The 26,220-nt window shown below is 68.4% G+C and carries 29 protein-coding genes, 2 tRNA genes and 1 riboswitch; of the genes, 17 read left to right on the top strand and 14 right to left on the bottom strand.

The genetic code is table 11. The features are described from left to right. Window positions 1–17: 17 nt before the first annotated feature. The 3 genes from yidD to rpmH are packed head-to-tail and all read right to left on the bottom strand — an operon-like array spanning window position 18 to window position 880. Window positions 18–290, bottom strand: a complete 273-nt coding sequence (yidD, locus tag HC031_RS03695) for a membrane protein insertion efficiency factor YidD (protein ID WP_167923718.1) — start codon at window positions 288–290, stop codon at window positions 18–20. Next, the gene (rnpA, locus tag HC031_RS03690) at window positions 287–712 is read right to left on the bottom strand and encodes a ribonuclease P protein component (protein ID WP_167923717.1); all 426 of its coding nucleotides are present in this window, start codon (window positions 710–712) and stop codon (window positions 287–289) included. The genes yidD and rnpA overlap by 4 nt, the downstream gene beginning before the upstream one ends. A gap of 30 nt (window positions 713–742) precedes the next feature. Next, window positions 743–880: a 50S ribosomal protein L34 gene (rpmH, locus tag HC031_RS03685; RefSeq protein WP_167923716.1), complete on the bottom strand. Its 138-nt coding sequence runs from the start codon at window positions 878–880 to the stop codon at window positions 743–745. Window positions 881–1,397: 517 nt separating this feature from the next. Here rpmH and dnaA point away from each other — a divergent pair. The 5 genes from dnaA (at window position 1,398) to HC031_RS03660 (ending at window position 7,424) form a co-directional block, all read left to right on the top strand. After that, complete coding sequence (gene dnaA / locus HC031_RS03680) at window positions 1,398–3,077, top strand: chromosomal replication initiator protein DnaA (protein WP_167924030.1); 1,680 nt, start codon at window positions 1,398–1,400, stop codon at window positions 3,075–3,077. Between the two features lie 547 nt (window positions 3,078–3,624). Further along, window positions 3,625–4,755: a DNA polymerase III subunit beta gene (dnaN, locus tag HC031_RS03675; protein WP_167923715.1), complete on the top strand. Its 1,131-nt coding sequence runs from the start codon at window positions 3,625–3,627 to the stop codon at window positions 4,753–4,755. A gap of 64 nt (window positions 4,756–4,819) precedes the next feature. Further along, a complete protein-coding gene (gene gnd / locus HC031_RS03670) occupies window positions 4,820–5,692 on the top strand; it encodes a phosphogluconate dehydrogenase (NAD(+)-dependent, decarboxylating) (RefSeq protein ID WP_167923714.1) in 873 nt (290 codons plus the stop codon). Continuing rightward, a complete protein-coding gene (recF, locus tag HC031_RS03665) occupies window positions 5,693–6,829 on the top strand; it encodes a DNA replication/repair protein RecF (RefSeq protein WP_167923713.1) in 1,137 nt (378 codons plus the stop codon). Then, window positions 6,762–7,424 (top strand): DciA family protein, encoded by a 663-nt coding sequence (locus HC031_RS03660; RefSeq protein ID WP_167923712.1) that lies wholly within the window; start codon window positions 6,762–6,764, stop codon window positions 7,422–7,424. The genes recF and HC031_RS03660 overlap by 68 nt, the downstream gene beginning before the upstream one ends. A gap of 78 nt (window positions 7,425–7,502) precedes the next feature. On the opposite strand, the gene HC031_RS03655 is transcribed toward HC031_RS03660, so the two are convergent. Further along, window positions 7,503–8,060, bottom strand: a complete 558-nt coding sequence (locus HC031_RS03655) for a hypothetical protein (RefSeq protein WP_167923711.1) — start codon at window positions 8,058–8,060, stop codon at window positions 7,503–7,505. 511 nt (window positions 8,061–8,571) lie between these two features. Between HC031_RS03655 and gyrB the strand changes: the two genes are divergently transcribed. The 6 genes from gyrB to HC031_RS03630 all read left to right on the top strand — a co-directional run bounded on the left by gyrB (window position 8,572) and on the right by HC031_RS03630 (window position 14,546). Beyond that, window positions 8,572–10,527: a DNA topoisomerase (ATP-hydrolyzing) subunit B gene (gene gyrB / locus HC031_RS03650; RefSeq protein ID WP_167923710.1), complete on the top strand. Its 1,956-nt coding sequence runs from the start codon at window positions 8,572–8,574 to the stop codon at window positions 10,525–10,527. Window positions 10,528–10,735: 208 nt separating this feature from the next. Beyond that, window positions 10,736–13,189 (top strand): DNA gyrase subunit A, encoded by a 2,454-nt coding sequence (gyrA, locus tag HC031_RS03645; RefSeq protein WP_167924029.1) that lies wholly within the window; start codon window positions 10,736–10,738, stop codon window positions 13,187–13,189. A 3-nt stretch (window positions 13,190–13,192) separates the two neighbouring features. Then, the gene (locus HC031_RS03640; RefSeq protein WP_167923709.1) at window positions 13,193–14,077 is read left to right on the top strand and encodes a DUF3566 domain-containing protein; all 885 of its coding nucleotides are present in this window, start codon (window positions 13,193–13,195) and stop codon (window positions 14,075–14,077) included. Window positions 14,078–14,198: 121 nt separating this feature from the next. Continuing rightward, window positions 14,199–14,272: transfer RNA gene (locus tag HC031_RS03635), tRNA-Ile, on the top strand. A 1-nt stretch (window position 14,273) separates the two neighbouring features. Next, window positions 14,274–14,402 (top strand): DLW-39 family protein, encoded by a 129-nt coding sequence (locus tag HC031_RS32840; RefSeq protein WP_240942079.1) that lies wholly within the window; start codon window positions 14,274–14,276, stop codon window positions 14,400–14,402. Between the two features lie 71 nt (window positions 14,403–14,473). Next, window positions 14,474–14,546: transfer RNA gene (locus tag HC031_RS03630), tRNA-Ala, on the top strand. A gap of 96 nt (window positions 14,547–14,642) precedes the next feature. On the opposite strand, the gene HC031_RS03625 is transcribed toward HC031_RS03630, so the two are convergent. The 3 genes from HC031_RS03625 to HC031_RS03615 are packed head-to-tail and all read right to left on the bottom strand — an operon-like array spanning window position 14,643 to window position 16,283. After that, a complete protein-coding gene (locus HC031_RS03625; protein ID WP_167923708.1) occupies window positions 14,643–15,857 on the bottom strand; it encodes a tyrosine-type recombinase/integrase in 1,215 nt (404 codons plus the stop codon). A gap of 1 nt (window position 15,858) precedes the next feature. Then, on the bottom strand, window positions 15,859–16,053 hold the full coding sequence (locus tag HC031_RS03620) for a helix-turn-helix domain-containing protein (RefSeq protein WP_167924028.1): 195 nt from the start codon (window positions 16,051–16,053) through the stop codon (window positions 15,859–15,861). 38 nt (window positions 16,054–16,091) lie between these two features. Further along, window positions 16,092–16,283: a hypothetical protein gene (locus HC031_RS03615; RefSeq protein ID WP_167923707.1), complete on the bottom strand. Its 192-nt coding sequence runs from the start codon at window positions 16,281–16,283 to the stop codon at window positions 16,092–16,094. 424 nt (window positions 16,284–16,707) lie between these two features. Between HC031_RS03615 and HC031_RS03610 the strand changes: the two genes are divergently transcribed. From HC031_RS03610 to HC031_RS03600, 3 genes are all read left to right on the top strand, one after another. Continuing rightward, window positions 16,708–17,376, top strand: coding sequence for a class I SAM-dependent methyltransferase (locus HC031_RS03610; protein ID WP_167923706.1), 669 nt, complete (start codon window positions 16,708–16,710; stop codon window positions 17,374–17,376). Window positions 17,377–18,058: 682 nt separating this feature from the next. Continuing rightward, window positions 18,059–18,823 (top strand): hypothetical protein, encoded by a 765-nt coding sequence (locus HC031_RS03605; RefSeq protein ID WP_338090466.1) that lies wholly within the window; start codon window positions 18,059–18,061, stop codon window positions 18,821–18,823. Between the two features lie 174 nt (window positions 18,824–18,997). Further along, window positions 18,998–19,423, top strand: a complete 426-nt coding sequence (locus HC031_RS03600; RefSeq protein ID WP_167923705.1) for an ASCH domain-containing protein — start codon at window positions 18,998–19,000, stop codon at window positions 19,421–19,423. Between the two features lie 39 nt (window positions 19,424–19,462). On the opposite strand, the gene HC031_RS03595 is transcribed toward HC031_RS03600, so the two are convergent. Continuing rightward, on the bottom strand, window positions 19,463–20,113 hold the full coding sequence (locus HC031_RS03595) for an FMN-binding negative transcriptional regulator (protein WP_167923704.1): 651 nt from the start codon (window positions 20,111–20,113) through the stop codon (window positions 19,463–19,465). Window positions 20,114–20,474: 361 nt separating this feature from the next. Here HC031_RS03595 and HC031_RS03590 point away from each other — a divergent pair, with 361 nt between their 5' ends. Next, window positions 20,475–20,867 (top strand): SCO5389 family protein, encoded by a 393-nt coding sequence (locus tag HC031_RS03590; RefSeq protein WP_167924026.1) that lies wholly within the window; start codon window positions 20,475–20,477, stop codon window positions 20,865–20,867. A 226-nt stretch (window positions 20,868–21,093) separates the two neighbouring features. On the opposite strand, the gene HC031_RS03585 is transcribed toward HC031_RS03590, so the two are convergent. Continuing rightward, complete coding sequence (locus HC031_RS03585) at window positions 21,094–21,687, bottom strand: DinB family protein (protein WP_167923703.1); 594 nt, start codon at window positions 21,685–21,687, stop codon at window positions 21,094–21,096. Between the two features lie 115 nt (window positions 21,688–21,802). Then, a riboswitch (cobalamin riboswitch) is annotated at window positions 21,803–21,998 on the top strand. Between the two features lie 31 nt (window positions 21,999–22,029). Between HC031_RS03585 and bluB the strand changes: the two genes are divergently transcribed. Further along, window positions 22,030–22,659 carry a 5,6-dimethylbenzimidazole synthase gene (gene bluB / locus HC031_RS03580; protein ID WP_167923702.1) on the top strand — a complete coding sequence of 210 codons (630 nt, stop codon included), beginning with the start codon at window positions 22,030–22,032 and terminating at the stop codon, window positions 22,657–22,659. Window positions 22,660–22,732: 73 nt separating this feature from the next. Here bluB and rfbB read toward each other — a convergent pair whose 3' ends face one another. The 3 genes from rfbB to HC031_RS03565 form a co-directional block, all read right to left on the bottom strand. Further along, window positions 22,733–23,722, bottom strand: coding sequence for a dTDP-glucose 4,6-dehydratase (rfbB, locus tag HC031_RS03575; RefSeq protein WP_167923701.1), 990 nt, complete (start codon window positions 23,720–23,722; stop codon window positions 22,733–22,735). Window positions 23,723–23,826: 104 nt separating this feature from the next. Continuing rightward, window positions 23,827–24,276, bottom strand: coding sequence for a YbaB/EbfC family nucleoid-associated protein (locus HC031_RS03570; protein WP_167923700.1), 450 nt, complete (start codon window positions 24,274–24,276; stop codon window positions 23,827–23,829). 133 nt (window positions 24,277–24,409) lie between these two features. Next, on the bottom strand, window positions 24,410–24,616 hold the full coding sequence (locus HC031_RS03565) for a hypothetical protein (RefSeq protein ID WP_167923699.1): 207 nt from the start codon (window positions 24,614–24,616) through the stop codon (window positions 24,410–24,412). 91 nt (window positions 24,617–24,707) lie between these two features. On the opposite strand from HC031_RS03565, the gene HC031_RS03560 reads away from it, so the two are divergent. After that, window positions 24,708–25,244, top strand: a complete 537-nt coding sequence (locus HC031_RS03560) for a YbaK/EbsC family protein (protein ID WP_167924025.1) — start codon at window positions 24,708–24,710, stop codon at window positions 25,242–25,244. Between the two features lie 28 nt (window positions 25,245–25,272). Here the strand turns inward: HC031_RS03560 and HC031_RS03555 are convergent, their stop codons facing one another. Then, a complete protein-coding gene (locus HC031_RS03555; RefSeq protein ID WP_167924024.1) occupies window positions 25,273–25,689 on the bottom strand; it encodes a SufE family protein in 417 nt (138 codons plus the stop codon). Window positions 25,690–25,764: 75 nt separating this feature from the next. Further along, window positions 25,765–26,184 (bottom strand): CBS domain-containing protein, encoded by a 420-nt coding sequence (locus HC031_RS03550; RefSeq protein WP_167924023.1) that lies wholly within the window; start codon window positions 26,182–26,184, stop codon window positions 25,765–25,767. Between the last annotated feature and the right edge of the window lie 36 nt (window positions 26,185–26,220).

The raw sequence follows: 26,220 nt of genomic DNA, 5'->3' as shown, positions 1-26,220 counted from the left end.
TGGGCTGAAGAGCTTGCTCACTGCACGGCTCCAGTCGCTTTGTCGAAGGTCGTACGGGGGCGCCGGCCGGAAGGCGGCGGCACAGGGTCATATCCACCGGGGTGGAACGGGTGGCAGCGCAGTAGCCGCCGGATCGTCAGGTAAAGGCCGCGCAGGGCGCCGTGGGTCGTGACCGCCTCCAGCGCGTACGTACTGCAGGACGGGTAGAACCGGCACCGCGCCGGCAGCGCCGGGCTTATCCAACGACGGTACGCGATTATGGGAAGTGCAACGAGCCGGCCCGGGGTCATGTTCCCTCCCGGCGGGGCCGGCGCGGCCGCCTGGTCCGTGCCGCCACGAGCGCGGCATCGAGGTCGGACGTCAACTCTGAGTACGTCCTGTCGGCCGCCCCGGGTAGCGCCCGCACCACAACAGTAACGCCTGGTGGCAGTGCCGCCAGGCGCTCGCGGATCAGGTGCTGGAGCCGCCGGCGCACCTTGTTGCGGGCGACGGCTTTGCCAACGGTCTTGGGTACGACAAAACCGGCGCGCGCCGGAAGATCGACTCTCTCGGTGCGCACCGGTGTGCTGCCGTTCGACTCCGCAGCGGGACTGTCGGCGTCGTCCGGGCCGTCGAGGTGGACGACGACCACACCGCGACCGGCTCTGCGGCCCGCGCGGATCGTCGCGGCGAACTCGTCCCGCCGCCTCAGTCGCTGTGCGGCTGCCAGCACGACACGCCCTTGGGCTTGCGGCCTGAGCTGTCAGGCCGCAAGACGGGCGCGGCCCTTGCCGCGGCGCGCCGAGATGATCGCGCGGCCGGCGCGGGTCCGCATCCGCAGGCGGAAACCGTGGGTCTTCGCGCGCCGGCGGTTGTTCGGCTGGAAGGTGCGCTTGCTCACGTCTGGCTCCGTCTTCGTATGCTTCGGGGGCGACCTGCGCCCGTCAGTTCAGGGGGTGGCGGCCCGCTGTCAAGGCGGACACACCGTCGAACCAGCCTACCAGCGGCCGGTTGTTTAGCCGTTCCAGGGTACCCGCACCGCCGCCACCGGCAACTCCCGCCCGTTCCGACGAGCTGATCTCGATCTCCACTACCGATGCCCGACCATGTGGACAGCTGTTGAGAGGTTGTGGACAACGCTGTTAGCGTGCCCCGTTGCAGTGCACGCCGGAATGGGTTCAACGGTGGTCCGTACCGGAGGTGACGACACAGCAACCGACGAGGCGCTCATTCGTTGGGGCTGCATGGAGCAGCACCGACCCACAATCGCAGCGCCGCGTCCGGGTCTGGACGGACCGTCGGCGGCAGGTCACTCGTTGATACACAGGTTGTGGACAACCTGTGGACAATGAGACGCGGTCGTCGGCTTCGACGGGGGGACGCGGCGTGAACCGCGAGGAGCGATGGGGGAGACGCTGGTGGCGAACGCGGGCGACCTGAGTGCGGTGTGGGCCTCGGCTACCGAGGAGCTCGCCGACGAAATCATCTCCCCGCAGCAACGGGCGTACCTCCGCCTCACCCACCTGCGGGCGATCATCGAGGACATCGCCCTGCTCTCGGTGCCGGACGCGTACACCCAGGACGTGATCGAGTCGCGGCTGCGACCCGCGATCACCCAAGCGCTGTCGCGGCGGCTCGGCCGCTCGATCCAGGTGGCCGTCACCGTCCGGCAGCCGGAGGACGGCGCGACCGGCGCACCGTCGGCGCCGCCCGGGACAGTCGTACCGCCGGCGGCACCGTCCGCGGCGCCCGCGGCGCCGCCCATGAGTGCGATGCCGTCGATCGACCCGATGCCGTCGATCGACCCGGTCCAGCCACCGCTGCGGGCCGCCCACGATGACGGCGCCGGTTCCGGCCGGCTTTTCGACGTACCGCAGACTCCGGCCCCGGCGTCCGAGTGGGCCACGTCGTTCCAGGCCGGTATGGCCGCGTCCCGCAACAGTGACGGCGCCGTCGCGGCGCCCCGGAGCGGCCCCGGCCGCGAGGAGCCCGCACCGCCGTCGCAGCCGCCCAGGCCCGGCACCGGCCGAGGCGACCGCGGCTCCTCCGCCTCGAACGCCGACAACCCCGGAAACCGGCTCAACCCCAAGTACACCTTCGAGACCTTCGTGATCGGTTCGTCGAACCGGTTCGCGCACGCGGCGTCCGTGGCCGTGGCGGAGTCGCCGGCGAAGGCGTACAACCCGCTGTTCATCTACGGGCACTCCGGGTTGGGAAAGACGCACCTGCTGCATGCGATCGGGCACTACGCGACGACGTTGGGCAACGCCCGGTTCGTGCGGTACGTGTCGACCGAAGAGTTCACCAACGACTTCATCAACTCGCTGCGTGACGACAAGACGAGCGCCTTCCAGCGCCGCTACCGGGACGTGGACATCCTGCTGATCGACGACATCCAGTTCCTGGAGAACCGGGAGCGCACGCAGGAGGAGTTCTTCCACACCTTCAACACGCTCCACAACGCCAACAAGCAGATCGTGATCACCTCGGACCGCTCACCCCGGCAGCTGGCCACCCTCGAGGACCGGCTGCGGACGCGGTTCGAGTGGGGCCTGCTCGCCGACATCCAGCCGCCGGACCTCGAGACGCGGATCGCGATCCTGCAGAAGAAGGCGGCCCAGGAGCGCCTGTTCGCCCCGCCGGACGTCCTGGAGTTCATCGCGTCCCGTGTCTCGTCGTCGATCCGCGAGCTCGAGGGCGCGCTGATCCGGGTGACCGCGTTCGCCAACCTGACCCGCTCGAACGTGGAGCTGTCGCTGGCCGAGGAGGTGCTGCGCGACTTCATCCCCGACGGATCGGGCCCGGAGATCACCGCCGAACAGATCATGGCGTCGAGCGCCGAGTACTTCGGGGTGAGCATGGAGGACCTCAAGGGCCACTCCCGCTCCCGGGTACTCGTCAACGCCCGTCAGGTCGCGATGTACCTGTGCCGCGAGCTCACCGATCTCTCCCTGCCACGCATCGGGCAGGCCTTCGGCGGTCGCGACCACACGACGGTCATGCACGCCGACCGGAAGATCCGCCAGCACATGGCCGAGCGCCGTTCGCTGTACAACCAGATCGCCGAGCTGACCAACCGCATCAAGCAGATGTCGTAGTCGAGTCCGGAACTCCACTCCGAGCAGCGGGCGCCACGTGGGCGACCCGCTGTTCGCGTTTCCGCGCCGTTCCCCGGAGCGCAGTCACGTCCACACGCTGTGGATAACACCTGGGGACAACCTTGTGGATGTACACAGGAGCCTGTGGAACTGTCGCCATTCGTGATTGATCAGCCACCCAGAGGTGACGACAGCCTGCGGAAAAACCAGGGGATTACCGGTGGATTCCCGGTGGACGACCTGTGGATGACGTGTGGAGGAACGTGGACAGAACTTCCACAATCAAGATCTGTGGACGACTACCCACCGGATACCCACAGGTTGTCAACGGGCACGCACCGCCGCTACGCAGCCAAAACGCCGCTCATCCACAGAATGCACATCCCCTATGACGATGACGAGTTATATCTCTAAGAAAAGAAAAACCAATCATCAGCGTGGGGAAAACCTGTTCGGGTGGATCGCCGGGGTCCCCGCACGAAGGTCAACGTCTGCCACTAAGGTTCCGTAGGCAAACTTGTGATCTGTAGACGTGGGAGGCAGCGCGATGAAGTTCCGGGTCGAGCGCGACGCGCTCGCTGACGCCGTTGCCTGGACAGCCAAGAGCCTGCCCAGTCGGCCCTCGGTGCCGGTACTCGCCGGTGTGCTCCTGCGCGTCAACGACGGCAGCCTGCAGGTCTCCGGCTTCGACTACGAGGTCTCCAGCCAGGTGACGCTGGAAGTACACGCCGACGCCGACGGCGCCGCGCTGGTTTCCGGCCGTCTCCTCGCCGAGATCACCAAGGCGCTGCCCAGCAAACCGGTCGAGGTCGCCGCAGTGGGCTCCCACGTGGAGATCACCTGTGGCAGTGCGCGGTTCACGCTCCCGACCATGCCGGTCGAGGACTACCCGAGCCTGCCGCAGATGCCCGAGACCGCCGGTACCGTCGACGCGAAGGCCTTCGCTGAAGCGGTCTCGCAGGTGGCGATCGCCGCCGGCCGCGACGACACGCTGCCGATCCTCACCGGCGTCCGGATCGAGATCGAGGGCAACACGCTCGCGCTGCTCGCCACCGACCGGTACCGGCTGGCCGTCCGCGAGATCGAATGGAACGCCGACGACCCCGACATGAGCATGGCCGCGCTGGTCCCCGCCAGGACCCTGGCCGACACGGCGAAGACGCTCGGCCCGCTCGGCGGCCAGGTCACCATCGCGCTGGCCCGCGGCGGAACTGGCGAGGGCATGATCGGTTTTGCCGGCGGCACCCGCCGGACCACCTCCCGGCTCCTCGACGGCGACTTCCCGAAGGTCCGGTCGCTGCGCCCGGACACCCACAGCGCCCAGGCGCGGGTGGCGGTGTCGGCGCTCACCGAGGTCGTCAAGCGCGTCTCGCTCGTGGCCGAGCGCGCGACGCCGGTACGGCTGCGCTTCAGCGAGGACGGGCTCGTCGTCGAGGCCGGCAGCACCGAGGACGCGCGGGCCAGCGAGGCGCTGGACTGCACCTTCACCGGCGAACCGCTGACGATCGCGTTCAACCACCAGTACCTGCTCGACGGGCTCAACGCGCTGGACGGGCCGTTCGCGGTGTTCTCGTTCACCGATCCCAAGAAGCCGGCCATCATCGTTCCGGCCGCCGAGGATGGGCAGATCTCATCGGGGTACTGGTACCTCATCATGCCCGTGCGCATCGGCGGCTGAGCGCGCTCGCACCTGGTCGCCCCCGAGTGCACGGGGCGGCGTTGATCCATTCTGGGAGTACGACATGCAACTCGGTCTCGTCGGTCTCGGCCGCATGGGCGGCAACATGCGCGAACGGCTGCGCCGTGCCGGGCATGAAGTGGTCGGCTACGACCGCAACCCACAGGTCTCGGACGTCGCGAGCCTGGGTGACCTGGTCGGGAAGCTCTCCGCACCCCGTGTCGTGTGGGTGATGGTGCCGGCCGGCGTGACCGAGGCGACCATCGACGAGCTGGCCGGCCTGATGTCCGAGGGCGACATCATCATCGACGGCGGGAACTCGCGGTTCAGCGACGACCGTCCGCGCGCCGAGCGGCTCGGCACGAAGGGCATCGGGTACATCGACGTCGGGGTCTCCGGCGGCGTGTGGGGCATCGAGTACGGGTACGGCCTGATGGTCGGCGGCGCCGACGAGCACGTCCAGCGCTGCATGCCGATCTTCGAGTCGCTCAAGCCGGAGGGCCCGTACGGCTTCGTGCACGCCGGCGGGGTCGGCGCCGGGCACTACGCGAAGATGGTCCACAACGGCATCGAGTACGGCCTGATGCACGCCTACGCCGAGGGGTACGAGCTGCTGAAGGCCTCCGAGTACGTCGACAACGTGCCGGGCGTGATCAAGTCCTGGCGCGAGGGCACCGTCGTGAAGTCGTGGCTGCTCGACCTGCTCGACCGGGCGCTCGACGAGGACTCCGAGCTGGCCGGCATCCGTGGGTACGCGGAGGACACCGGTGAGGGCCGCTGGACCGTCGAGGAGGCGATCCGGCTCGCCGTGCCCATGAACGCGATCGCGGCGTCGCTGTTCGCCCGGTTCGCCTCCCGCCAGGAGGACTCGCCGGCGATGAAGGCGGTGGCCGCGCTGCGGTTCCAGTTCGGCGGCCACGCGGTCAAGAAGGACTAGGTGTACGTACGCCACCTCGAGCTGGTCGACTTCCGCAGCTATGAGCGCGTCAACGTCGACCTCGAGCCCGGCGCGTGCGTGCTCGTCGGCCGCAACGGTCAGGGCAAGACCAACCTGGTGGAGGCCCTGGGCTACGTCGCGACCCTGAGCAGCCACCGGGTCGCCACGGACGCCCCGCTCGTACGGTTCGGGGCGCAGCGGGCGGTGGTGCGTACCGCGGTCGTGCACGAGGCCCGCGAGCTACTGGTCGAGCTGCAGATCGAGCCGGGCAAGGCGAACAAGGCCCGGCTCGGACGCTCACCCCTGACGCGGGTCCGTGACGTGCTCGGCGCGTTGCGCATGGTGCTGTTCGCGCCGGAGGACCTGGCCCTGGTGCGGGGCGATCCGAGCGAGCGCCGTCGCTACCTCGACGAGCTGCTCACCCTCCGGCAGCCGCGGTACGCCGGGGTGCGCGCCGACTACGAGCGGGTACTCAAGCAGCGCAACGCGCTCCTGCGGACGGCGTACCTGGCCCGGCGGGCGGGCGGGGCCCGGACCGACATGTCGACGCTCGACGTGTGGGACGTGCACCTGGCCCGCCACGGCGCGGAACTGCTCGCCGGCCGCCTGGAGCTGTGCGCCGCGCTCGCTCCGCTCGTGGCCAAGGCGTACGACGCGGTGAGCGCCGGCCGGAGCGCCGCCACCGTCTCCTATTCCGGATCTTGGACAGATGGCGGGCCGGTGGCACCGCTGAGTGTCCAAGATCTGGAGGAACGGTTAGGCGAGGCGCTGCGGGCGGCCCGGCCGTCGGAGATCGAGCGGGGCGTGACCCTCGTCGGCCCCCACCGCGACGACGTGACCCTGATGCTCGGCGAGGTGCCGGCCAAGGGGTACGCCAGCCACGGCGAATCGTGGTCCTACGCCCTCGCGTTGAGGCTGGCGGCGTACGATCTGCTCCGCTCCGACGGGATCGAGCCGGTGCTCGCGCTCGACGACGTCTTCGCCGAGCTCGACGCCGGCCGCCGGGAGCGCCTGGCGGAACTGGTCGCCGATTCCAGCCAGACGCTGGTGACGTGTGCCGTCGAAGCGGATGTGCCGGCCGCGCTGCGCGGGGCCCGGTACGAGGTCGGGAGCGGGGAGGTGCGCCGTGTCGGGTGACCGGGAGCGTCCGACCCCGTCCGACGGCGCCGGACGAGGTGGTCCGGAGCAGCCATCGGCGTCCGACGCCCCCGGCCCGGATCCGGAGCCGGCCGGCCCGCAGCTGGCGCGGGCGGCCCTCGACGCGGCGCTGGCCCGTCGGGAGGCGGCCCGGACGGCGCAGCGCCGGCGCTCGGACGGCGGCAAGCGCCAGGGCAGCGGCCGCCGGTTGACCGGGTACTCCGGACCCGGGCCCGACCCGCGCGACCCCCAGTCGCTCGCCTCCGTGCTGGAGCGGCTGCTCAAGACGCGCGGCTGGCAGCGCCCGACGGCCGAGGCGACCGTGTTCGGAGCGTGGGAGAAGGTCGTCGGTTCGGACATCGCCGGACACTGTCGGCCGGTCAAGCTCGAGGGCGGTGAGCTGACCGTCGAGGCGGAGTCGACCGCGTGGGCCACCCAGCTGCGGCTGCTCGCCGGAAAGCTGCTCGGCCGGATCGCCGGCGAGGTGGGCAACGGGGTCGTCACGAAGCTGCACATCCACGGCCCGGCCGCACCGTCGTGGAATCGTGGGCCACGACGGGTACGCGGGCGCGGGCCGCGGGACACCTACGGCTGACGGTCGGCGCGGCGCGCCCTGGGCGGGGACAGCCCGGTGGCCGGCGTAGGGCTCGCTGGTCGGTAGTCGGCGCAGGGCTCAGTAGTCGGCGTAGACGGCGAAGCCCCGGTCGGCGCAGCGCCGGAAGAAGCCCGCGAGGATGTGCAGCTCCGTGCGGGTGAAGCTCCACTGCGGCGGCTCGCCGGAGTCGTCGCGCAGCGCGTTGAGGCGCTTGTCCAGCCAGTTGAGCTGCTGTTCGGCCAGGCGGGAGCCCTCCAGTGCGGCCCGGAGCACGGCGCTCACGCTGTCGAAGGTCACCTCCTCGCCGTACTCGCGGTGCCCGTCGACGAACCGCTCGAGGCCGCCGGCGATCCACGCGCACCCGTCGGGGTCGATCACCGGGTCCTCGTCCTCGGCCGCGGCCTCGGTGGCGTACAGCACCCCGGAGAGGCCGAGCAGGAGATCCACGAGCTCGGTGTAACCGGTAGCGCGCACGGTGCCCGTCTCGGCGATGTGCTCGGCGAGGGCCACGGCGGGGCCGGGCATGTCGGGCACCTTCTCGACCAGGTCACCGAAGTCGACGAACTCGGCCGGTGCCACCGGGTCGTAGAAGCGGCCGGTGCGTGGCCACTGAACCGCGACGTTGTCCAGCCCCATCGGCGTTCTCACCTCCGCTGAGCGCGGTGCGTAACCGCCGCGCGCCGGGAACATACGGCACGGTGGATGGTTCGCGCGACCCCCAGCGCGGGAATTTATGTCACAGGAGGCGACGTTTGACTACAAGACGGACGAACGCAGGTCCGTCAAGAGCGTCCCGGTGGGCGACTACGCTACCTCCGGCGGCTCGCAAGGGTACGCGGCGCGGCATTTCCCCGGTGTACATGGGGGGAGTCGTGGACCGGCGTATTCGGGCCGCTACGGCGATTTGAGACGCTAAGAAACGCGCCCATGGAGGAAAAGTGTCGGTCCCGCCGGGTAAGATTTGACCGTAAGAGGTCAGCCGACACAGCAATCCGCGAGCACGCCGCGGTGGTCGGCACGCCAAGGTTCGCCGGGCCACGCAGGCAGACGTCGCGGATCTTCGTGTGTTGGCCGGGCGGCGTGCGCGCATGACCCCCGCCCCCAGGGCGGCCTGACCGGCCGCATCGGGGCGAGAAAGCGAACGAGGGTGGCAGCGCCGAATCAACCACAGGACAACTACACCGCGGCGTCACTGACCGCACTCGAGGGGCTCGAGGCCGTCCGCAAGCGGCCGGGTATGTACATCGGCTCCACGGGCGAGCGCGGTCTGCACCACCTGGTGTGGGAGGTCGTGGACAACTCGGTCGACGAGGCGCTCGCCGGCTTCTGCGACACCATCGAGGTGACCATCCTCGCCGACGGTGGCATCCGGGTGGTCGACAACGGCCGTGGCATCCCCGTGGACATCCACCCGAAGACCAAGAAGTCGGGTGTCGAGATGGCCCTGACCATGCTCCACGCCGGCGGCAAGTTCGACGGCAAGGCGTACGCGGTTTCCGGCGGTCTCCACGGCGTGGGTATCTCGGTCGTCAACGCCCTGTCCACCGGCGTGGACATCGAGGTCAAGAAGGCCGGCCACCTGTGGCGGCAGTCCTTCCGCAACTCCAAGCCGGTCGCCCCGTTGGAGCAGGTGGAGCCTACCGACGGCAACGGCACGACGGTGACGTTCTGGGCCGACCCGGCCATCTTCGAGACGACCGAGTACAAGTTCGAGACGATCTACCGTCGGATCCAGGAGTATGCCTTCCTCAACCGCGGCCTGACGATCGTGCTGCGCGACGAGCGCCCCGTGGAGGGCGCCGACGCGCCGCGGGAGGTCACCTTCTGCTACAAGGACGGCATCGCCGACTTCGTCCGGCACCTCAACCAGACCAAGACTCCCATCCACAACTCGGTCGTGCAGTTCGCCGCCGACGGCGAGGGGATCTCGGTTGAGATCGCCATGCAGTGGAACGAGTCGTACGGCGAGAGTGTCTACACGTTCGCGAACACGATCAACACCCACGAGGGCGGCACCCACGAGGAGGGCTTCCGGGCCGCGCTGACCACCGTGGTCAACAAGTACGGCGCCGACAAGAAGCTGCTCAAGGGCAACGACGACAAGCTCTCCGGCGAGGACATCCGCGAGGGCCTCGCGGCGATCATCTCGGTGAAGCTGGCCAACCCGCAGTTCGAGGGGCAGACCAAGACCAAGCTGGGCAATACCGAGGCGAAGAGCTTCGTGCAGAAGGTCTGCAACGAGTGGCTGGTCGACTGGTTCGACCGCAACCCGGCGGAAGCCAAGATGATCATCACCAAGGCTTCCCAGGCGGCCCGGGCCCGGATCGCGGCTCAGCAGGCGCGCAAGCTGGCTCGGCGTAAGTCGCTGCTGGAGTCCGGCTCGATGCCCGGCAAGCTGGCCGACTGCCAGTCGACCGACCCGCGGGTGTCCGAGTTGTTCATCGTCGAGGGCGACTCGGCCGGCGGCTCGGCCAAGCAGGGGCGCGACCCGAAGGTCCAGGCGATCCTGCCGATCCGCGGCAAGATCCTCAACGTCGAGAAGGCCCGCATCGACCGTGTTCTCAAGAACAACGAGGTGCAGGCACTCATCACGGCGTTGGGCACCGGCATCCACGACGACTTCGACATCGAGAAGCTCCGGTACCACAAGATCATCCTGATGGCGGACGCCGACGTGGACGGCCAGCACATCCAGACCCTGCTGCTGACCCTGCTGTTCCGCTTCATGCGGCCGCTGGTCGAGCTGGGCCACGTCTACCTGGCCGCCCCTCCGCTGTACAAGATCAAGTGGAACAAGCGGGGGGACGACGCGCAGTACGCGTACTCCGACCGCGAGCGTGACGGCCTGATCGCGCTGCGCCAGCAGACCAAGCCCAACGCGAAGCCGGACGACATCCAGCGGTTCAAGGGTCTCGGGGAGATGAACTACCCCGAGCTGTGGGAAACCACGATGAACCCGGCTACCCGCACCCTTCGCCAGGTGACGCTGGACGACGCGGCAACCGCCGACGAGCTGTTCAGCGTGCTGATGGGTGAGGACGTGGAGGCGCGGCGCAACTTCATCCAGCGCAACGCCAAGGACGTGCGGTTCCTCGACATCTGACACGTGGACGCGCCCGGTCGGGGCCAGCTCGGTCCTACCGGCCGGGAGCGTCCACATCGTCCACAGACTTATCCACAGGAAATCCCGGCTGTGTCCACAGGGCGAGCCGAGCGTTCAACGAAGTAAGGAATGACGCGTGACGCAGAGTACGGGTCCGAACGGCGAGGACCTCAACCCGGCCGTCGGCGGCCCCGAGGGGGCCGTCGGGCTGCAGGGCCGTATCGAACCGGTCGGCATCGAGGTCGAGATGCAGCGCTCGTACCTCGACTACGCGATGAGCGTGATCGTCAGTCGCGCCCTGCCCGATGTCCGGGACGGCCTCAAGCCCGTCCACCGCAAGATCCTGTACGCCATGTACGACTCGGGTTACCGGCCCGAGCGCGGGTACGTGAAGTGCTCCCGGGTCGTCGGTGACGTGATGGGCCAGTACCACCCGCACGGTGACTCGTCGATCTACGACGCGCTGGTCCGCATGGCCCAGCCGTGGTCGCTGCGCTACCCGTTGGTGGACGGCAACGGAAACTTCGGCTCGCCGGGTAACGACCCGCCCGCCGCCATGCGGTACACCGAGTCGAAGCTCGACCCGCTGGCCATGGAGATGCTGCGGGACATCGACGAGGACACCGTCGACTTCGTCCCCAACTACGACGGCCGGGCGCAGGAGCCCACCATCCTGCCGTCGCGCATCCCCAACCTGCTCGTCAACGGCGCCAGCGGCATCGCGGTCGGTATGGCGACGAGCATTCCGCCGCACAACCTCCGCGAGGTCGCGCAGGCCGTGCAGTGGTGCCTGGACCACCCGGAGGCCGACGAGGCGACCACCCTCGACGAGCTGATCAAGATCGTCAAGGGCCCGGACTTCCCGACGTCCGGTCTGATCGTGGGCCAGGCGGCGATCGAGGAGGCGTACCGCACCGGGCGCGGCTCGATCCGCATGCGCGCGGTGATCGACGTCGACGAGGACAGCAAGGGCCGCACGAGCCTGGTCGTCACGGAGTTGCCGTACCAGGTGAACCCGGACAACCTGGCCGAGCGCATCGCGGAGCTGGTCAAGGAAGGCAAGCTCACCGGTATCTCGGACATCCGCGACGAGTCGTCCGGCCGTACCGGCATGCGCCTGGTGATCGTGCTCAAGCGCGATGCCGTGGCCAAGGTCGTGCTGAACAACCTGTACAAGCACACCCAGCTGCAGGAGACGTTCGGCGCGAACATGCTTGCGCTGGTCGACGGCGTGCCGCGCACGCTCAACCTCGCGCAGTTCGTCCGGTACTACGTGGCGCACCAGATCGAGGTCATCGTCCGGCGCACCCGCTACCGCCTGCGCAAGGCCGAGGAGCGGGCGCACATCCTGCGCGGTCTGGTCAAGGCGCTCGACGCCCTCGACGAGGTCATCGCGTTGATCCGGCGGTCGCCGACGGTGGAGGAGGCCCGCAACGGCCTGATCGAGCTGCTGACGATCGACGAGGTCCAGGCGACCGCGATCCTCGACATGCAGCTGCGCCGGCTCGCCGCCCTGGAACGCCAGAAGATCATCGACGAGTTGGCGAAGATCGAGATCGAGATCGCCGACCTGATGGACATCCTCGCGAAGCCGGAGCGGCAGCGCCAGATCGTCTCCGAGGAGCTGGCGGCGATCGTCGAGAAGTGGGGCGACGACCGGCGCACCAAGATCGTCCCGTTCGACGGCGAGGTCTCGATGGAGGACCTGATCGCCCGCGAGGACGTTGTGGTCACCATCACGCGGACGGGTTACGCGAAGCGCACCAAGGTCGACCTGTACCGCTCGCAGAAGCGCGGCGGCAAGGGCGTCAACGGCGCCGGCCTGCGCCAGGACGACATCGTCAGCCACTTCTTCGTGACCTCCACGCACGACTGGATCCTGTTCTTCACGAACAAGGGCCGGGTGTACCGGGCAAAGGCGTACGAGCTCCCCGAGGCCGCCCGTACCGCCCGTGGCCAGCACGTCGCGAACTTGCTGGCCTTCCAGCCGGACGAGGCGATCACCCAGGTCATCCAGATCCCGGACTACCAGGTGGCCCCCTACCTGGTGCTCGCGACCAAGAACGGCCTGGTCAAGAAGACCAGGCTGGAGGAGTTCGACTCCAACCGGTCCGGCGGCATCATCGCGATCAACTTGCGCGAAGATGATGAACTGGTTAGTGCCGCGCTCGTGGCGCCCGACGAGGACCTTCTCCTGGTCAGCAAGCAGGCACAGGCCATCCGGTTCAACGCCAACGACGACGCGCTCCGTCCGATGGGCCGCGCGACGTCCGGTGTGATCGGAATGCGTTTTGCGGATGGCGACGAGTTGCTTGCTATGGAAGTTGTGCGGGAGGGTATGGACGTGCTGGTCGCCACGGACGGCGGCTACGCAAAGCGCACACCGATAGAGGAGTATCCGGTCCAGGGACGCGGGGGGAAGGGCGTCCTCACAGCTAAAATCACGTCTCGCCGCGGGGGCCTGGTGGGTGCGGTCGTCATTAGTCCGGACGACGAGTTGTTCGCCATCACCTCTAACGGTGGGGTGATCCGAACTCCGGTGAAGCCTGTACGCCGGACGAGGGATCGGAACACAATGGGGGTCAAGCTGATGGACCTGCCGGATGGCGTGACCCTCGTCGCGATTGCTCGCAACGCTGACGAGCCGGACGAACAGGAATAATTAATGACGGAAACCCAGGCGAAGTCGGGAACAGCAAAGCCGAAGAAGAAGTCGGCCGTCGCTGAGTCCGAAGCCCTTGACCAGGACATTACGGGCGACGACGAGGCTGGGGGCGCTGTGGTGGGTCGCGCGACGGTGCCCGGTGACAAACCCGCGGCGGACTCTGCAACCGGAGGGTCGGCCAAGGCAGCCGCTGCCGGCGCCGCGACCGCACCCAAATTCACCCGGGCACCGGGCATGGCACCGCCGCCCGACTCGCTCCCGGAGTCGGACTCGTCGACGGACGAGAGCGGTGACGCGTCCGAGGGCGGACCGGCCGACCCGAACCTGGTCGGGGCCGGTGCGCCCGCTGTCGCCCGCGCGAGCGTCCGCGGTGCTGCCGCCGTCGGCACCGGCCTGGTGACCCAGCCGATCAAGGTGGGCGGCGGGTCCGGTGGCTCGGGGGCCGGTGGCGGCGGCAGCAGGGTCGGCAACGTGATCCGCAGCGCCCGGACCACGGTCGCGGCGGCGGCCAGTCGAGGCCCTCGCCGCGCCCGGCTGTACCTCAAGCGCATTGATCCGTGGTCGGTCATGAAGTTCTCGTTCGCGGTGTCGTTCGTGCTGTTCATCGTGGGCGTGGTCGCGACCGCGGTGCTCTACATGGCACTCGACGCGATGGGGGTCGTCGGTAGCGTCAACAAAGCCCTCAGCGAGATGGTCGGCGCCACGGGTGGCGAGGCGAAGAGCGCCTTCAAGATCACGGCTAAGGGGATCATCCTCGGCTCCGGGCTGCTCGGCCTGGTCAACGTCGTGCTCTTCACGGCCTTGGCGACGCTCAGCGCCTTCATTTACAACGTCTGCTCGGACCTCGTCGGTGGAATTGAGCTGACGCTGGCCGAGAAGGAATGACATCATTTGGGTACGCCGCGCCACCCGCTCCATGCAGGTGCGGCGTACCCGGTTTGGGATCCGCGCGGTGGGTGCGGTAACCTTGCTCGTCGTCGTTGCGAAGGATCGCAGCGGTCGGTGCGGGGCTATAGCTCAGTCGGTTAGAGCGCAGAGCTGATAACTCTGAGGTCGCTGGTTCGATTCCAGCTAGCCCCACATGGTGAAGAAGCTGATCATCCTCGCAGGTGTTCTCGGCGCCGCCGTCGTCATTGCGAAGAAGGTCCGTTCCGCCAACGAGGAGCGGGCGCTCTGGCACGAAGCCACCACGGCGCCCGACCTGCGGTAGGTCTTTACCGTCCCCGGCTGTCGCCGGTCAGGCGACATCGTGATAATGGACCCGGTGCCGCGGGTGTACCCGGGGGCGTAGCTCAACTGGCAGAGCACCGCCTTTGCAAGGCGGGGGTTAGGGGTTCGAGTCCCCTCGTCTCCACTTTTTCTGGCCTCTGACCAGGCAAGACGGATTTTCCTTGATCACCAAGTACAACGTCAGTACAAATCGCGTTCGATCTTGGCTCCTGGCGCTCCTCTAATTCGACCGCTCGACGGCGTTCCGCAGGGCCGCGCCGACCACGCCCCGGGGCCGCTCCCGCTTAGGCCACCAGTGCACGTAGGTCTCCAATGTGATCCGCAGCGTCTTGTGCCGCAGCAGTCGTTGCACCTCCTGCGGCTCGGCGTCGTTGGTGATCAGCGTGGTGGCGAAGAAGTGCCGCAGCGCGTGGAACGTGCCGTGCTCCTTCGGCCAGCCGGTCGTGTCCCGCCACTTGTCCCACTCGCGCGACCAGGTCCGATCGGTGAACGGGTTGCCGCGTGTGGTGGTGAACAGCAGCGGCACCGCCCGCCGAACGGGATCGCCCGCCGTGGTGTCGACCATCTCGACCTCGGCGGGCGGGAAGCGTAGGGCGTGATCGGCGAGGATGTCCGCGACGACCGGGTCCAGGTCGACGGTGCCGGACGAGCCCGCCTTCGGTTCGCTGAGGTAGAAGCCGCCGTGCTCGCGTGGCGAGTAGCGGAGCTGTTGAACGATGTGCAGCTCTCCGCGATCGGCGTCCACGCACCGGGTGCCTCGCTCCACGCCGAGTGCCTCGCCCAGCCGGCAACCCTGTCCGGCGCCCAGCCAGATCGCGGCGCGGTACCGGGCGGGCACGGCGTCGAGCAGCGCCAGCACCTCACATTCGGTCGGGACCCACTTGGGCGCGCGGGACAGGCCATGCAGGATCTGGGCGAGCTTCACGCCGTCGCACGGGTTCTCGGCAATGACCTTGTCGGTGACGGCCGCCGTCATGACCGCGTCGAGGAGTTCGATGTACAGCTTGAGCGACGACTTCGGCGTGCCGTCGGCCAGGCGCGCGGACAGCCATTCCAGCACGCTCGTCAGCGTGATCGTACGTAGCTGACGATCACCGAACACCGGGTACAAGTGACAGCGCAGGTTGGACTCCACCCGCTTGCGGGTCTCCAGCGCCCAGCCAATCTCACGGGAGAGCCGCCAACGCTCGCCGTACTCCCTGAAGATGAGAAGCCGTTCGGCCTGGTCAACCTTTGCCTCTTCGGCGACACCGGTACGGGCCCGCGCGTCCCAGGCGTCCGCGTCCGCCTTCCGCTCAAAGAAACGGGTTCGTGGCTCGCCGGTCGCGTCCTCGTACCGGACCCGCCAGCGCTTCCCCTGGCCGTGACGCTTGGACGGCAGGCGCTTGCCGTCCGGGCCGCGCTGTTTCAGGTACCACAGGTCATCGATGGGCATCTCACACCGCCTGCTTGTCGAGCCAGGCCCGCACGTCCGCGGGGTCGTAGCGGAGATGACGGCCGACGCGGGAGGCGCGCGGTCCGGTGCAGCGGTAGCGCCACTGGTAGAGAGTGGTGACGGGGACACCGAGGAACGTGGAAACGTCCTCGACAGTCCACGGTCTGGGGTGCTGGTGGAGCGGAGGGCGTGGGATTCGAACCCACGAGGACGGGGATACCGCCCTAGCGGTTTTCAAGCCTGCCGTGGATGGTCTCCCACGTCCGGATCGCCCGACGGTAGCCAGTCATCCTCGGGGTAGCCAGCGTCGGGTACCGGACACCAGACCATGCCAGCGCCCTTGCAGGCCAGGCAGTCGAACTCGTTGCGACGTCCGGTGCCACGGCAGTAGCCACAGGTCCGCAGGACCGGAAGTTGATCGGACATGGTGGTCCTCCTTGCGGTCGGCTGCGTGGACAGATCGCCGCCCCACCATATCGGCGTCCAGCGCCGTAGTCGCGGATCGGAGAGATGGGTGTACAGCAGCCAGGTACAGCAACCAGCCGTATCAAGCCAGCCCGCAGGAGACCGAGACGGACCGGTTGACCTCGCACCCGACCACTGCCGACCTCGTTGCCTGTACTCGGAAGCTCGAGGGCCCGACCAGCGTTCGCGCGCCAGCCGGGGCCCTGACGGTCGCTTCCCCGCGACCGGTGTGATCACCTCTTAGCACCACATGAGACTCATCGTACACATGTTCCATCCACAGATGTGGACAACCATCACGTCACACATGCGCGAATTCCAAGGGCCGTGACGTCATCGCTCGGAAAAAAACCTTCTTGGCTAGATTCATGGTTATCATGCCGATATGACTGATCGGTGGCATTCGTACATTGTTGACAACCTTGAGGCCGCGAATGAACGGATCGCCGCCGCCTATGACGCCTGGCGGTACCTCGGCCCGGTCCTCGACCGCATCCACGCCCGCTACCAGCCGGGTGCGCGGATCCTCGAACTCGGCTGCGGAGCGGGCCTGCACGCGGCCGTACTGAGCGCTTGGGGGTACGAGGTAACGGCCGTCGACAACGACCAGCGAATCGTCGACCTCGCCGCCGAAACGGCGCAAGCACTCGGCAGCGGGTTCGAGGCCACGCTCGCCGACGCCACTCAACTTCCCGAGGAGTGGTCCGGAAAGTTCGACCTCGTGTTCAGCCTCGGTCTGATGGAGCACTTCGACCGGGACGTCACCGTACAGCTCCTGCGTGAACAGGCGCGGGTGTCCCGAAACGTGATGGTCGTTGTGCCGTCGCGATACACCCGCTACGTCGGCATCACGGACGAACGAATCTACTCGATTCACGGCTGGCGCTCGATCTACCGCGACGCCGGCCTCACCATCGATGAGTCGCTGGTCTTCGCCGAACCTCCTACGAAAATCGCACGCGTGGCCCGTCTGGCACTGCCCCTCGCCGTATACAAGACTTTGCAGCGGGAACTGACCTACGGCATGAGCATCTGCCTGTTCGGTTCGAGCTGATCCCCGGGATAACTCTTGCGCTGATCAATGGCAGCACACCGGCAGCGATACCGCCGAGGTGCGGGTGAACGGTTGCGTCTACCAGCAGCGACGACGCAGCTGCTTGAGTTGTCCTGACTACATCGCCCGGCCCGGCGCGATCTAGCGCCCCTGTCGGTGATGATCCAGGTGACGACCCGCCACCTTGGCGACCAGGCCCCAGTCCGCTCATCGCCGGGTGGGTCGATATCGGACGGGATGGACAGGGCACAGAACGCGTGTGGGACGGAACAGAAAGATCATCAAGTACAAACTCAGTACAACTGAGAGCAAGAAGCTGTGCGAAACGTCGAAAGGCGCTGACTAGCGTCGCTGAGGTCAGGGAGGCGATCTGTTCGGTTGCGGTCGATCTTTCCGGTCCTTGCGGTTTAGGGGTTCGAGTCCCTCGTCTCCACCAGCTTCAGCCCTGCTCGTGGGCTGCCTCTTCACCGTCGCTGTCTTCCTCTGTGTCCGAGTCAGGGTCGAACGTCAGCACAGAGTCAACAGAACCCGTGCAGGTTTCCAGGTCTCGCGGCCCTGACCGCGCGTTGGTCTGCGGCACCGCATGCGTTTGCTCTGCCAGGCTGACCCTGAATATCGCTCCGGGGCGAGTCCGGGAACTCCCGGATAGTCGTGGTCGTCGATGCGTCGGAAGACTGAGCACGTGAGAAGCAGGATCGCATCAACATTGCGCCGCTATGTTCGCCAGACGTACGGAACAGTCATGTGGCGCCGGCTGGGCACGACGGTGGTGGCAGTGCCCTCGGCCATGCGGGTGCTGGCGTCACGCCGGTTTGTACGCGGCATGCTCGCCCTACCACTCGCGGTGGCGACCAGTGCGCTCGCCGCCGGTCTCGCCGGCCTCGTCCTGATAAACGTCGGCTACCCGCTGCGGCAAATACTCGGCCTGGGCGGCCACGAGGGCAGCATCTGGGCCAGCACGTACTACGACGCCTGGGGTGGCCCCACCCTGGCAGGCGCATGGGCAGTACACGCAATGGGGACGATTCTGTTCTTCTTCCCAACGCTGGCCTGGGCCATCCGCGGGTTGCTTCGAGCGCAGATCCACCTCACCGGCACGGCCTCCGCCGAGGCGACAAGCATGGTCCCGGTGCCCGGACGGGCCGTCACGCGGCCCGCGCCGAGGCCCGCCAAAACGCCAAGGTCCGCCAAAACGCCGCGGCGCGCCGAAACGTCACGGCGCGCCAAAATCCGACAGCGGGCCGGTGTCATCGCAGCCGCACTCATTTCGGCATACGCTCTGGCTCTGCTCGCGCACACGGTAGGAATCGGTGACAACGTCCTCTGGCTGCCTCGCGACTTCCGCAGTGGCGTAGCGCTGGCCATCGTCCTCGCCCCGGTCATCGCCGCTGTGCTGACTGTCCGCACCTGGTGGTTCCCGGTGTCCGGGGAAGCAAGACTGCCATAGATCGCGGACGCGGAACCGGCACCGACGCGGCCGATGCATGCGCGCATGGGTGAGGTGGCCCCTCGTGGGGGCGCCGGGACCCTGCGGCTGGGTCAATGCATGCGTGCATGGGTACGAGCCGTCGCGCGGTTTCTCCGCGCACCCGCTGGCGCTCACCGCGTACCGTCTTACGGTATGGAAATCGGTGGTCTTTCCCGGGTGGAGTTCGCATTTCCCGGGCCGCTACGCGATCAGCTCGTGGCTGCGATCCTGTCCGGCGCGAAGACCTCGACGTCCGGCCTGGTGGTCGAGTACGAGCGCGAGAACGAGCCGCTGCCGAAGGTCGGCCAGCAACTGGCGGTCGTCGACTCCGAGGACCGGCCGGTCGCGGTGATCGAGCTGACCGAGTTGCGGGTGCTCCCGCTCGCCGCCGTGGACCTGCGCCATGCCTTGGATGAGGGCGAGGGTTATCAATCGGTGGCGGAGTGGCGGGCCGGGCACGAAAGCTTCTGGCACAGCGCGGAGATGCGCGCGGAGCTGGGCGATCCGGGCTTCACCGTGAACGACGACACGCTGGTGCTGGCCCAGCGCTTCCGGCTCGTACGCGCGGTGCGAGGCTGAGTCACGGCGCGGTCCGGCGTCCGGCCCACCGGATTCACGTCATTCCGGAAGCGTGCTGATCCGCCCCATCTCGGCGGCGATCCGGCGCTCGTTCTCACTGCCACGGCCGCTGGACAGCAGGTCATCGCGGACACCGGCGATGTCCGCCGGTGAGCGGTTCTGGCTGAGCTTCCACTTCGCCTCGATCCGCGTGATGACGACTTCGATCCCGACGATAGCCCGGAGCTGGCCGGCGATGTAGGCGGCCGGCGCGTCATCCACCGACCACGGGTGTACGCGGTCGGCCTCGTGACGGTCGGTCAGGTCACGCACGGCGCGCTCCGTCCAGGTGGGATCCTCGTGAGCGACGAGCGTGCCGTAGATGTGTGCGGTGATGTAGTTCCAGGTGGGTACCGCGCGGCCGTGTTCGTGCTTGCTCGCGTAGGCCGTCGGGGACACGTACGCGTCCGGCCCCCGGAAGATGACAAGCGCCTCGACCCGGTCGTCGGTGTGCCGCCACTGGACGTTGTTGCGCGCCAGGTGGCCGATCAGCCTTCCCTGCGTACCGGCGGACGCCTCGAACAACAGCGGGACGGTGGTGGCGACCATGCCCTGACCGTCCCACGTCACCAGCTCGCCGGGGATCCCGGAGGTGAGCAGCTGGTGCACGGCCGCGCTGTCCGGGGCCTGGAAGTGCTGGGGAACGTACATGGCTCGGGATTATCGCTGATGTCGCAGGCGCGGCCGCCTCCGACCTTGGACAGCTCGACCGGCTATTGCCGGCCCAGCTGTCCAGGATCGCAACGCTCCTGGGTCAGACGCGGAACCCGCTCACTGCGTGCTGGAGATCGGTGACGACGGCCGAGATGGTGTCGGCGGCGGTGGATGGCTCTTAGGCGGGTCGATTCGTAGATCGGCGCTAGCGACCGCGTCTTGAGCGAAGCCGCCGGTGTGAGGCAGCGGGAGTGGACTTGCCTGACGCTCACCGCTTGACGCGCTTACTGAAAACGGATGTCATTAGCAATAAGCTGGGACCGCATCCGAAGAGTCCCCTCCCATGAAGGGCAACGTCATGTCTCTACAGGTGCCCGCAGCACTCCTCGATCGCGCGAAGGCCGGGCCGGTCAGCGACGAGGACTTCCTCGCCTGCGTACGCGACAGCCTGCCGTACGCGTGGAAAGTCGTCAGCCAGGTCGCCGACCGCCTGCACCAGGACGGTGGCGAGTACGCCGACGACAACACCGTGCCCCCGTCCGACGTCGAACAGGGGCAGCTCCTGCGTGCGCTGGCCAGTAGCTCGATGCGCGGCGCCCTCGAACGGCACTTCGGGGTGAAGCTGGAGTTCCAGAACTGCTGCAAGGTCGCGGCGTTCCGGCCCGATGCCGTCGACGGCGCGACGCACCAGACCTTCGTTTCGCCCCGGGCTCAGCTGCTCAACCAGTCACCGCGGTTGCTGAGCTGCTGACCGTTCAGCGGAACACGCCATCCAGGCGATGGAGCCCGACCCGGGCCTCAACCGGGTCGGGCTTCGCCACAGACTCTGATGTGGACGGTCAAGTCGGGGCAGTTCGGTCGGTCAGCGTGAAGCTGTGATGCGCACGGCGTGCTTACGGACTCGGTAGCTGCCCTCGGCGTCGATCCAGGCCTGGACGAGTTCGCGAGCCGGGCCTGGACGAGTTCGCGAGCGCAGGTCATCGTCCGGCGCCGGCTTCGCGGGCGACGCGCTCCAGCCGGCTGCGGTAGCTCTCCCACCACGCCTCGTCGCCGGATGCCAGGTTGTCGTTGCCCGCCCGTAGCCCGGCAGCCCCGTCGACGAGTTCCCGGACGATGTCGGCGTGGCCGGCGTGGCGGTGGGTCTCGGCGATCATGTGCACGAGGATCAGGTGCAGCGTCACCTCACGACGCTCCGGTGGCCACCACGGGACGTGGCCGATCGCGTCCAGTGGGAGCGCGGCGACCGTGGCGTCCGAGTGTGCCCAGACCCGTCGGTACAGCGCGACGATCTGCTCCCGCGACTCCGCCGCGGTGGCCCACATGTCGGCGTTCGGCTCGGCGCCGTCGTCGTACCACGGCAACGGCTCCTCGAACGGCCGCCCGAACGTCTCACCGAAGTACTCCGCCTCGACGCTGGCCACATGTTTGACCAGCCCCAGGAGGTTGGTACCGGTGGGAACCAGCGGACGGCGGACGTCGTACTCCGACAGCCCATCCAGCTTCCACAGCAAGGCATCGCGGGCCGCCTGCAGATAGCGAACAAGGTCAGCCTTCGGATCTGATCCAGCCATGCCGGACAGCCTGGCAGCAACGGATCTCGCGGACAACCGAGTGGACAACCGAGCGGACAACCGAGCGGACAACCTGAGAGCGCGCCGGCAGCCGTACGCCACTAGAGTCTTCGGCGGCACGTACTGATCGCGAGGTGCCCCGCCGTGGCGGGGAGAATCGGGAAGCCGGTGCAACTCCGGCACGGGCCCGCCGCGGTAACCGGGGAGCAGCCGCCCATGCGTACGCGCAGCCACTGGCCGGTGGGCCGGGAAGGCGGGCGGTCAGGCGTCGATCCGGAAGTCCGAAGACCGGCCTCGCGCCACGAGCCACCCGCGGGTGGCGTGACGCAGCGGGAGCCTGCCATGAGTACCGAGATCTACGACGTCATTCACCGCCGCCGTGACGTGCGGGGTCAGTTCACCGGCGCGCCGGTCGCCGAGGAAGCCCTGTACCGGGTGCTGGGCGCCGCCCACGCCGCGCCCAGCGTCGGGTTGTCGCAGCCGTGGGACTTCATCGTCGTGCGGGACCGCCGGATCCGCCGGGCCTTCTTCGATCACGTCCAGCGGGAACGCGCCGTCTTCGACGCGACGCTGGAGCCGGCCGCGCGGGAGCGCTTCGCCCGCATAAAGATCGACGGTGTACTGGAGTCCACGCTGTCGGTCGTGGTCACGTACGACCCCGACCGGGGCAGCCCGGCCGTGCTGGGCCGGCACGCGATCGCCGACGCCGGCCTGTACTCGGTCTGTCTGGCGATCCAGAACCTCTGGCTGGCCGCCACGGCGGAAGGGCTCGGCGTGGGTTGGGTGTCGTTCTACCGGGAGGCGTTCGTACGGGATCTTCTCGGCATTCCCGCTGCCGTCCGCCCGGTCGCCTGGCTGTGCCTCGGCCCGGTGACCCACCTGGAAGCCGCGCCGGACCTGGAACGACACGGATGGCGGCGCCGCCGCCCGCTGGACCAGGCGCTGCACCAGGACCGCTGGACGGTTCGCTGACGGCGTCCGGTGGCTTCCGATTCCGTCCGAGACCGTCCGACGAGTCGGCGCGGGCGACCTCAACACGCCTGGGTCAGCGGGTAACCAGGGCCTTCTGTCGCAACGGCTCCCACCAAGCGCGGTTGTCGGCGTACCAGCGGATGGTCTCGGCGAGACCGCGCTCGAACGGCACCCTGGGCGCGTACCCCAACTCCCGGGTGCTTTTCGTCGTGTCCAGCGAGTACCGGCGGTCGTGGCCCTTGCGGTCGGGCACGTACTCGACCCGGTCCCAACCGGCCCCGCCGGCCTCCAGCAGCAGCCCGGTCAACTCCTTGTTGGTCAGTTCGGTGCCGCCGCCGAGGTTGTACACCTCGCCGGCCCGGCCACGGGTGAGCGCCAGCGTGACGCCGTGGCAGTGGTCGTCGACGTGCAGCCAGTCCCGGACGTTCTCGCCGTCGCCGTACACGGGCACCGTGCGTCCGTCGAGCAGGTTCGTGACGAACAGCGGGATGACCTTCTCCGGAAACTGGTACGGCCCGTAGTTGTTGGAGCAGCGGGTGATGACGACGTCGAGGCCGTGTGTGCGGTGGTACGCCAGGGCGAGGAGGTCCGCCGACGCCTTGGACGCCGCGTACGGCGAGGTGGGCGCCAGCGTCGAGTCCTCCGGCCAGGAACCGGTTTGGATCGAGCCGTACACCTCGTCGGTCGACACGTGGAGAAACCGCCCGGTGCCGTGCCGGACAGCGGCATCCAGCAGTGTCTGGGTGCCGAGCACGTTGGTCACGACGAACGGTTTCGACCCCGTGATCGAACGGTCGACATGTGACTCGGCGGCGAAGTGGACGATCGCGTCGTGGCCGGGAACCACCTGGTCCACCAGCGTCTCGTCGCAGATGTCGCCCTCGACGAAGGTCAGGCCGGGGTGCTCCGCGACCGGTTGCAGGTTGGCCCGGTTTCCCGAGTAGGTGAGCTTGTCGAGAACGGTCACCGAGGAGCCGGCCAACCCCTCACGCTCGCCGGCCAGGAGGGTCCGTACGAAGTGGGAGCCGATGAAGCCGGCACCGCCGGTGACCAGGAGTCTCATGATTTCCGGACTATATCCCCGGCGCACGGGCCGACAGCGATCGTCGAGGGCGGTGGCGCGCCGGGCCGTTGCGGCGGCCCGGCGCGCCACTCCCGTGCGGCGCCCTAGCGGTGGTCGTCGCCGTGCCGTCGGCCGTCCCCGCCGTCCCGGTCGTCCCGGTCGTCCCCGTCGTCCGGCGGGAGCGGGAAGCGCCGGGCGAACCCGTCCACCACGGCCCGCCCGGTCTCCGAGTCGGCCCCCACGGTCTCCTCGGCGATCTCCGCAACGCGCCCGGCCAGCGAGCCCTGCGCCCGCCGCATCACCGCCATCACCTGGGCCGCGATCCGGTCGGCCGGCCAGTTGCGCACGCGCTCGTCGAGCCTCAGATCGGTCATGACCCCGGAACCGGCAACCGTCACCTCGACCGCGCCGTCGCGGCTCGACGCCGAGACCGACAGCATCGACACCCGTTCAGAAAGCTCCCGAGCCGCCTGCGCACGGGCCGAAACGCTCGCCGCCCACGTGTCGACCCAGGCGTCGGCGTCCTCCCCGGCAGCGTTGAATGGCATCGCCATGGCCGCCCTCACCCCCCCAGCACACATTCTTCGGCCCGTCACGGTACCGAAGATGTGCGACACCATGGGGTACAGCCGGCTGTGCCGGCCGAGCGGGGACAGCCGGCCCTGCCGGCCTGGTGGGGACAGTCACCTACGGGTGCGGCGGTGTCACGGTCTGCTCGGACGTCCGATGCTCCACGAACGAATCGGGTGCCGCATCGAGATCGTTTTCCCGGATGTCCGACTCCCGCAGGATCTCGGCGGCCTGGGCGCGAGGGTTGTCGCTGCCCGCGGTCCGCTCCTCCGGTAGCAGTCCGGCGGCCCGGCTGTCGACGCGATCGTCCGTGGGTTCGCTCATGGCTGCCCGTTACCCGACAGGCGGCTACGGCACACACGTCAGCGAGCCGGTTTTGACCGGCGGCCGGAGATCTGGACAGGATGGGGGCGTGATGGGGAGCTTGAAGACCGAACCCGCCCGGGAACGCCCGGACCTCGTGGCGGCCGCGGTCCTGGCCGCATTGCAGGACTGGGACGAGCCCGAGGTCCTGGTCGCGCCGATCGATGCCGCGCTGGCCGACACGGCCGCGTTCTGCGAGGCGTACGGCGTGGGCCTGGAGGAGTCGGCGAACTGTGTGATCGTGGCGGGCAAGCGCGAAGGCGAGACGCGTTACGCCGCGTGCGTGATTCTCGCGACGACCCGGGCGGACGTCAACGGCGTCGCGCGGCGGCGGCTCGACGTACGTAAGGCGAGCTTCGCGCCGATGGAGGCCGCGGTGTCCGAGACGAGCATGGAGTACGGCGGCATCACGCCCATCGGGCTGCCGGCGTCGTGGCCGATCCTGGTCGACTCGCGGGTGGCGGCGACGCCGTACGTGATCATCGGAAGCGGCGTACGGCACAGCAAGATCGCCCTGCCCGGTGCGGCTTTCACGCGGCTGCCCGGGGCCGAGGTGATCGAAGGTCTGGCCCGACCGATCGACGCCTAGCCATACCGTTGCACGTGAAACGAAAGCGTCAGGATTGCTCGCGGACCTGGCGCTGGAGGCGGGCGAGGATCGCGCTGCCACCGCGTACCCGCAGGGGGCTGATCGCGGCCGCCAGGCCCATCCGCTGGTACAGGTCGTTGGGTACGGCCAGCACCTCGTCGACGGTCGCGTCCGTCAGTCCCTCGGCCAGGATGCCGGCGAACGCCCGGGTGGTGGGCGACTCCGGTGGGCAGTCGAACCACATCTCGACGCGGCGGCCGGGCTGGACCTCGGCGCGCAGGAAGAACGGGGTCTGGCACTCCGGTACCTGTTCCATGCCCTCGTGGCCGGCCAGGTCCGACGGCAGCGGGGGCAGGGCGTCGACGTACTCGAGCAGCATCTCCAGCACCACGTCGCGCGGTGCGGAGGCGAACTCGTCGACGATTTCGGCGAGCTTGGCAGGCATGTTCATTGCGTCAAGCGTATCCCGGCGGGCCTCGACGGCCTGATCGCCGCACGCCCGCCGGTGGGCGTGCGGCGATCAGTTGTTCGGGTTGGCCCGGCTGATGCCGCCGAGCACCGAGTCGGGATCGATCTCCTCGGCGAGGTCGCCGATGGAGACGATGCCCACGAGCTGGTCGTCGTGGTCGCATACGACGACCCGCCGGATCGCGTTGTCGCGCATCAGTAGCGCCACCGACTGCACGGTGTCATCGGGACGCACCGTCACCAGATCCGGCGTCTGGATCTCGCCGATCGTGGTGGATCCAGGGTCGCGCCGTTCGGCGACGGCGCGGACCACGATGTCGCGGTCGGTCACGAGACCGGCAGGGCCGTGGCCATCGGCCACCACGATGTCGCCGATGTCCTGCTGCCGCATGGTCTGGGCAGCGTCAACCAGCGTTGTTTCGGGCGGCAGGGTGACAACGCGGGTCGTCATCACATCCCGAACGGTCTGCATCGGCATGCGGGTGCCTCCGGGGCGTCGATGGGTTGA

Source organism: Planosporangium thailandense (genome assembly GCF_011947195.1).
GTDB classification, from domain to species: Bacteria; Actinomycetota; Actinomycetes; order Mycobacteriales; family Micromonosporaceae; genus Planosporangium; species Planosporangium thailandense.
This window is presented reverse-complemented; position numbering and strand designations above follow the sequence as displayed.

Coding starts and splice junctions, on each gene's coding strand:
- yidD (WP_167923718.1), bottom strand. CDS start 290: ATGACCCCGGGCCGGCTCGTTGCACTTCCCATAATCGCGTACCGTCGT.
- HC031_RS03610 (WP_167923706.1), top strand. CDS start 16,708: ATGACTGATCGGTGGCATTCGTACATTGTTGACAACCTTGAGGCCGCG.
- HC031_RS03560 (WP_167924025.1), top strand. CDS start 24,708: ATGGGGAGCTTGAAGACCGAACCCGCCCGGGAACGCCCGGACCTCGTG.
- HC031_RS03590 (WP_167924026.1), top strand. CDS start 20,475: ATGTCTCTACAGGTGCCCGCAGCACTCCTCGATCGCGCGAAGGCCGGG.
- HC031_RS03550 (WP_167924023.1), bottom strand. CDS start 26,184: ATGCAGACCGTTCGGGATGTGATGACGACCCGCGTTGTCACCCTGCCG.
- bluB (WP_167923702.1), top strand. CDS start 22,030: ATGAGTACCGAGATCTACGACGTCATTCACCGCCGCCGTGACGTGCGG.
- HC031_RS03600 (WP_167923705.1), top strand. CDS start 18,998: ATGGAAATCGGTGGTCTTTCCCGGGTGGAGTTCGCATTTCCCGGGCCG.
- HC031_RS03565 (WP_167923699.1), bottom strand. CDS start 24,616: ATGAGCGAACCCACGGACGATCGCGTCGACAGCCGGGCCGCCGGACTG.
- rfbB (WP_167923701.1), bottom strand. CDS start 23,722: ATGAGACTCCTGGTCACCGGCGGTGCCGGCTTCATCGGCTCCCACTTC.
- dnaN (WP_167923715.1), top strand. CDS start 3,625: ATGAAGTTCCGGGTCGAGCGCGACGCGCTCGCTGACGCCGTTGCCTGG.
- HC031_RS03555 (WP_167924024.1), bottom strand. CDS start 25,689: ATGCCTGCCAAGCTCGCCGAAATCGTCGACGAGTTCGCCTCCGCACCG.
- HC031_RS03570 (WP_167923700.1), bottom strand. CDS start 24,276: ATGGCGATGCCATTCAACGCTGCCGGGGAGGACGCCGACGCCTGGGTC.
- HC031_RS03660 (WP_167923712.1), top strand. CDS start 6,762: ATGTGCCGGCCGCGCTGCGCGGGGCCCGGTACGAGGTCGGGAGCGGGG.
- HC031_RS03585 (WP_167923703.1), bottom strand. CDS start 21,687: ATGGCTGGATCAGATCCGAAGGCTGACCTTGTTCGCTATCTGCAGGCG.
- HC031_RS03625 (WP_167923708.1), bottom strand. CDS start 15,857: ATGCCCATCGATGACCTGTGGTACCTGAAACAGCGCGGCCCGGACGGC.
- HC031_RS03640 (WP_167923709.1), top strand. CDS start 13,193: ATGACGGAAACCCAGGCGAAGTCGGGAACAGCAAAGCCGAAGAAGAAG.
- HC031_RS32840 (WP_240942079.1), top strand. CDS start 14,274: ATGGTGAAGAAGCTGATCATCCTCGCAGGTGTTCTCGGCGCCGCCGTC.
- gnd (WP_167923714.1), top strand. CDS start 4,820: ATGCAACTCGGTCTCGTCGGTCTCGGCCGCATGGGCGGCAACATGCGC.
- HC031_RS03595 (WP_167923704.1), bottom strand. CDS start 20,113: ATGTACGTTCCCCAGCACTTCCAGGCCCCGGACAGCGCGGCCGTGCAC.
- HC031_RS03655 (WP_167923711.1), bottom strand. CDS start 8,060: ATGGGGCTGGACAACGTCGCGGTTCAGTGGCCACGCACCGGCCGCTTC.
- HC031_RS03615 (WP_167923707.1), bottom strand. CDS start 16,283: ATGTCCGATCAACTTCCGGTCCTGCGGACCTGTGGCTACTGCCGTGGC.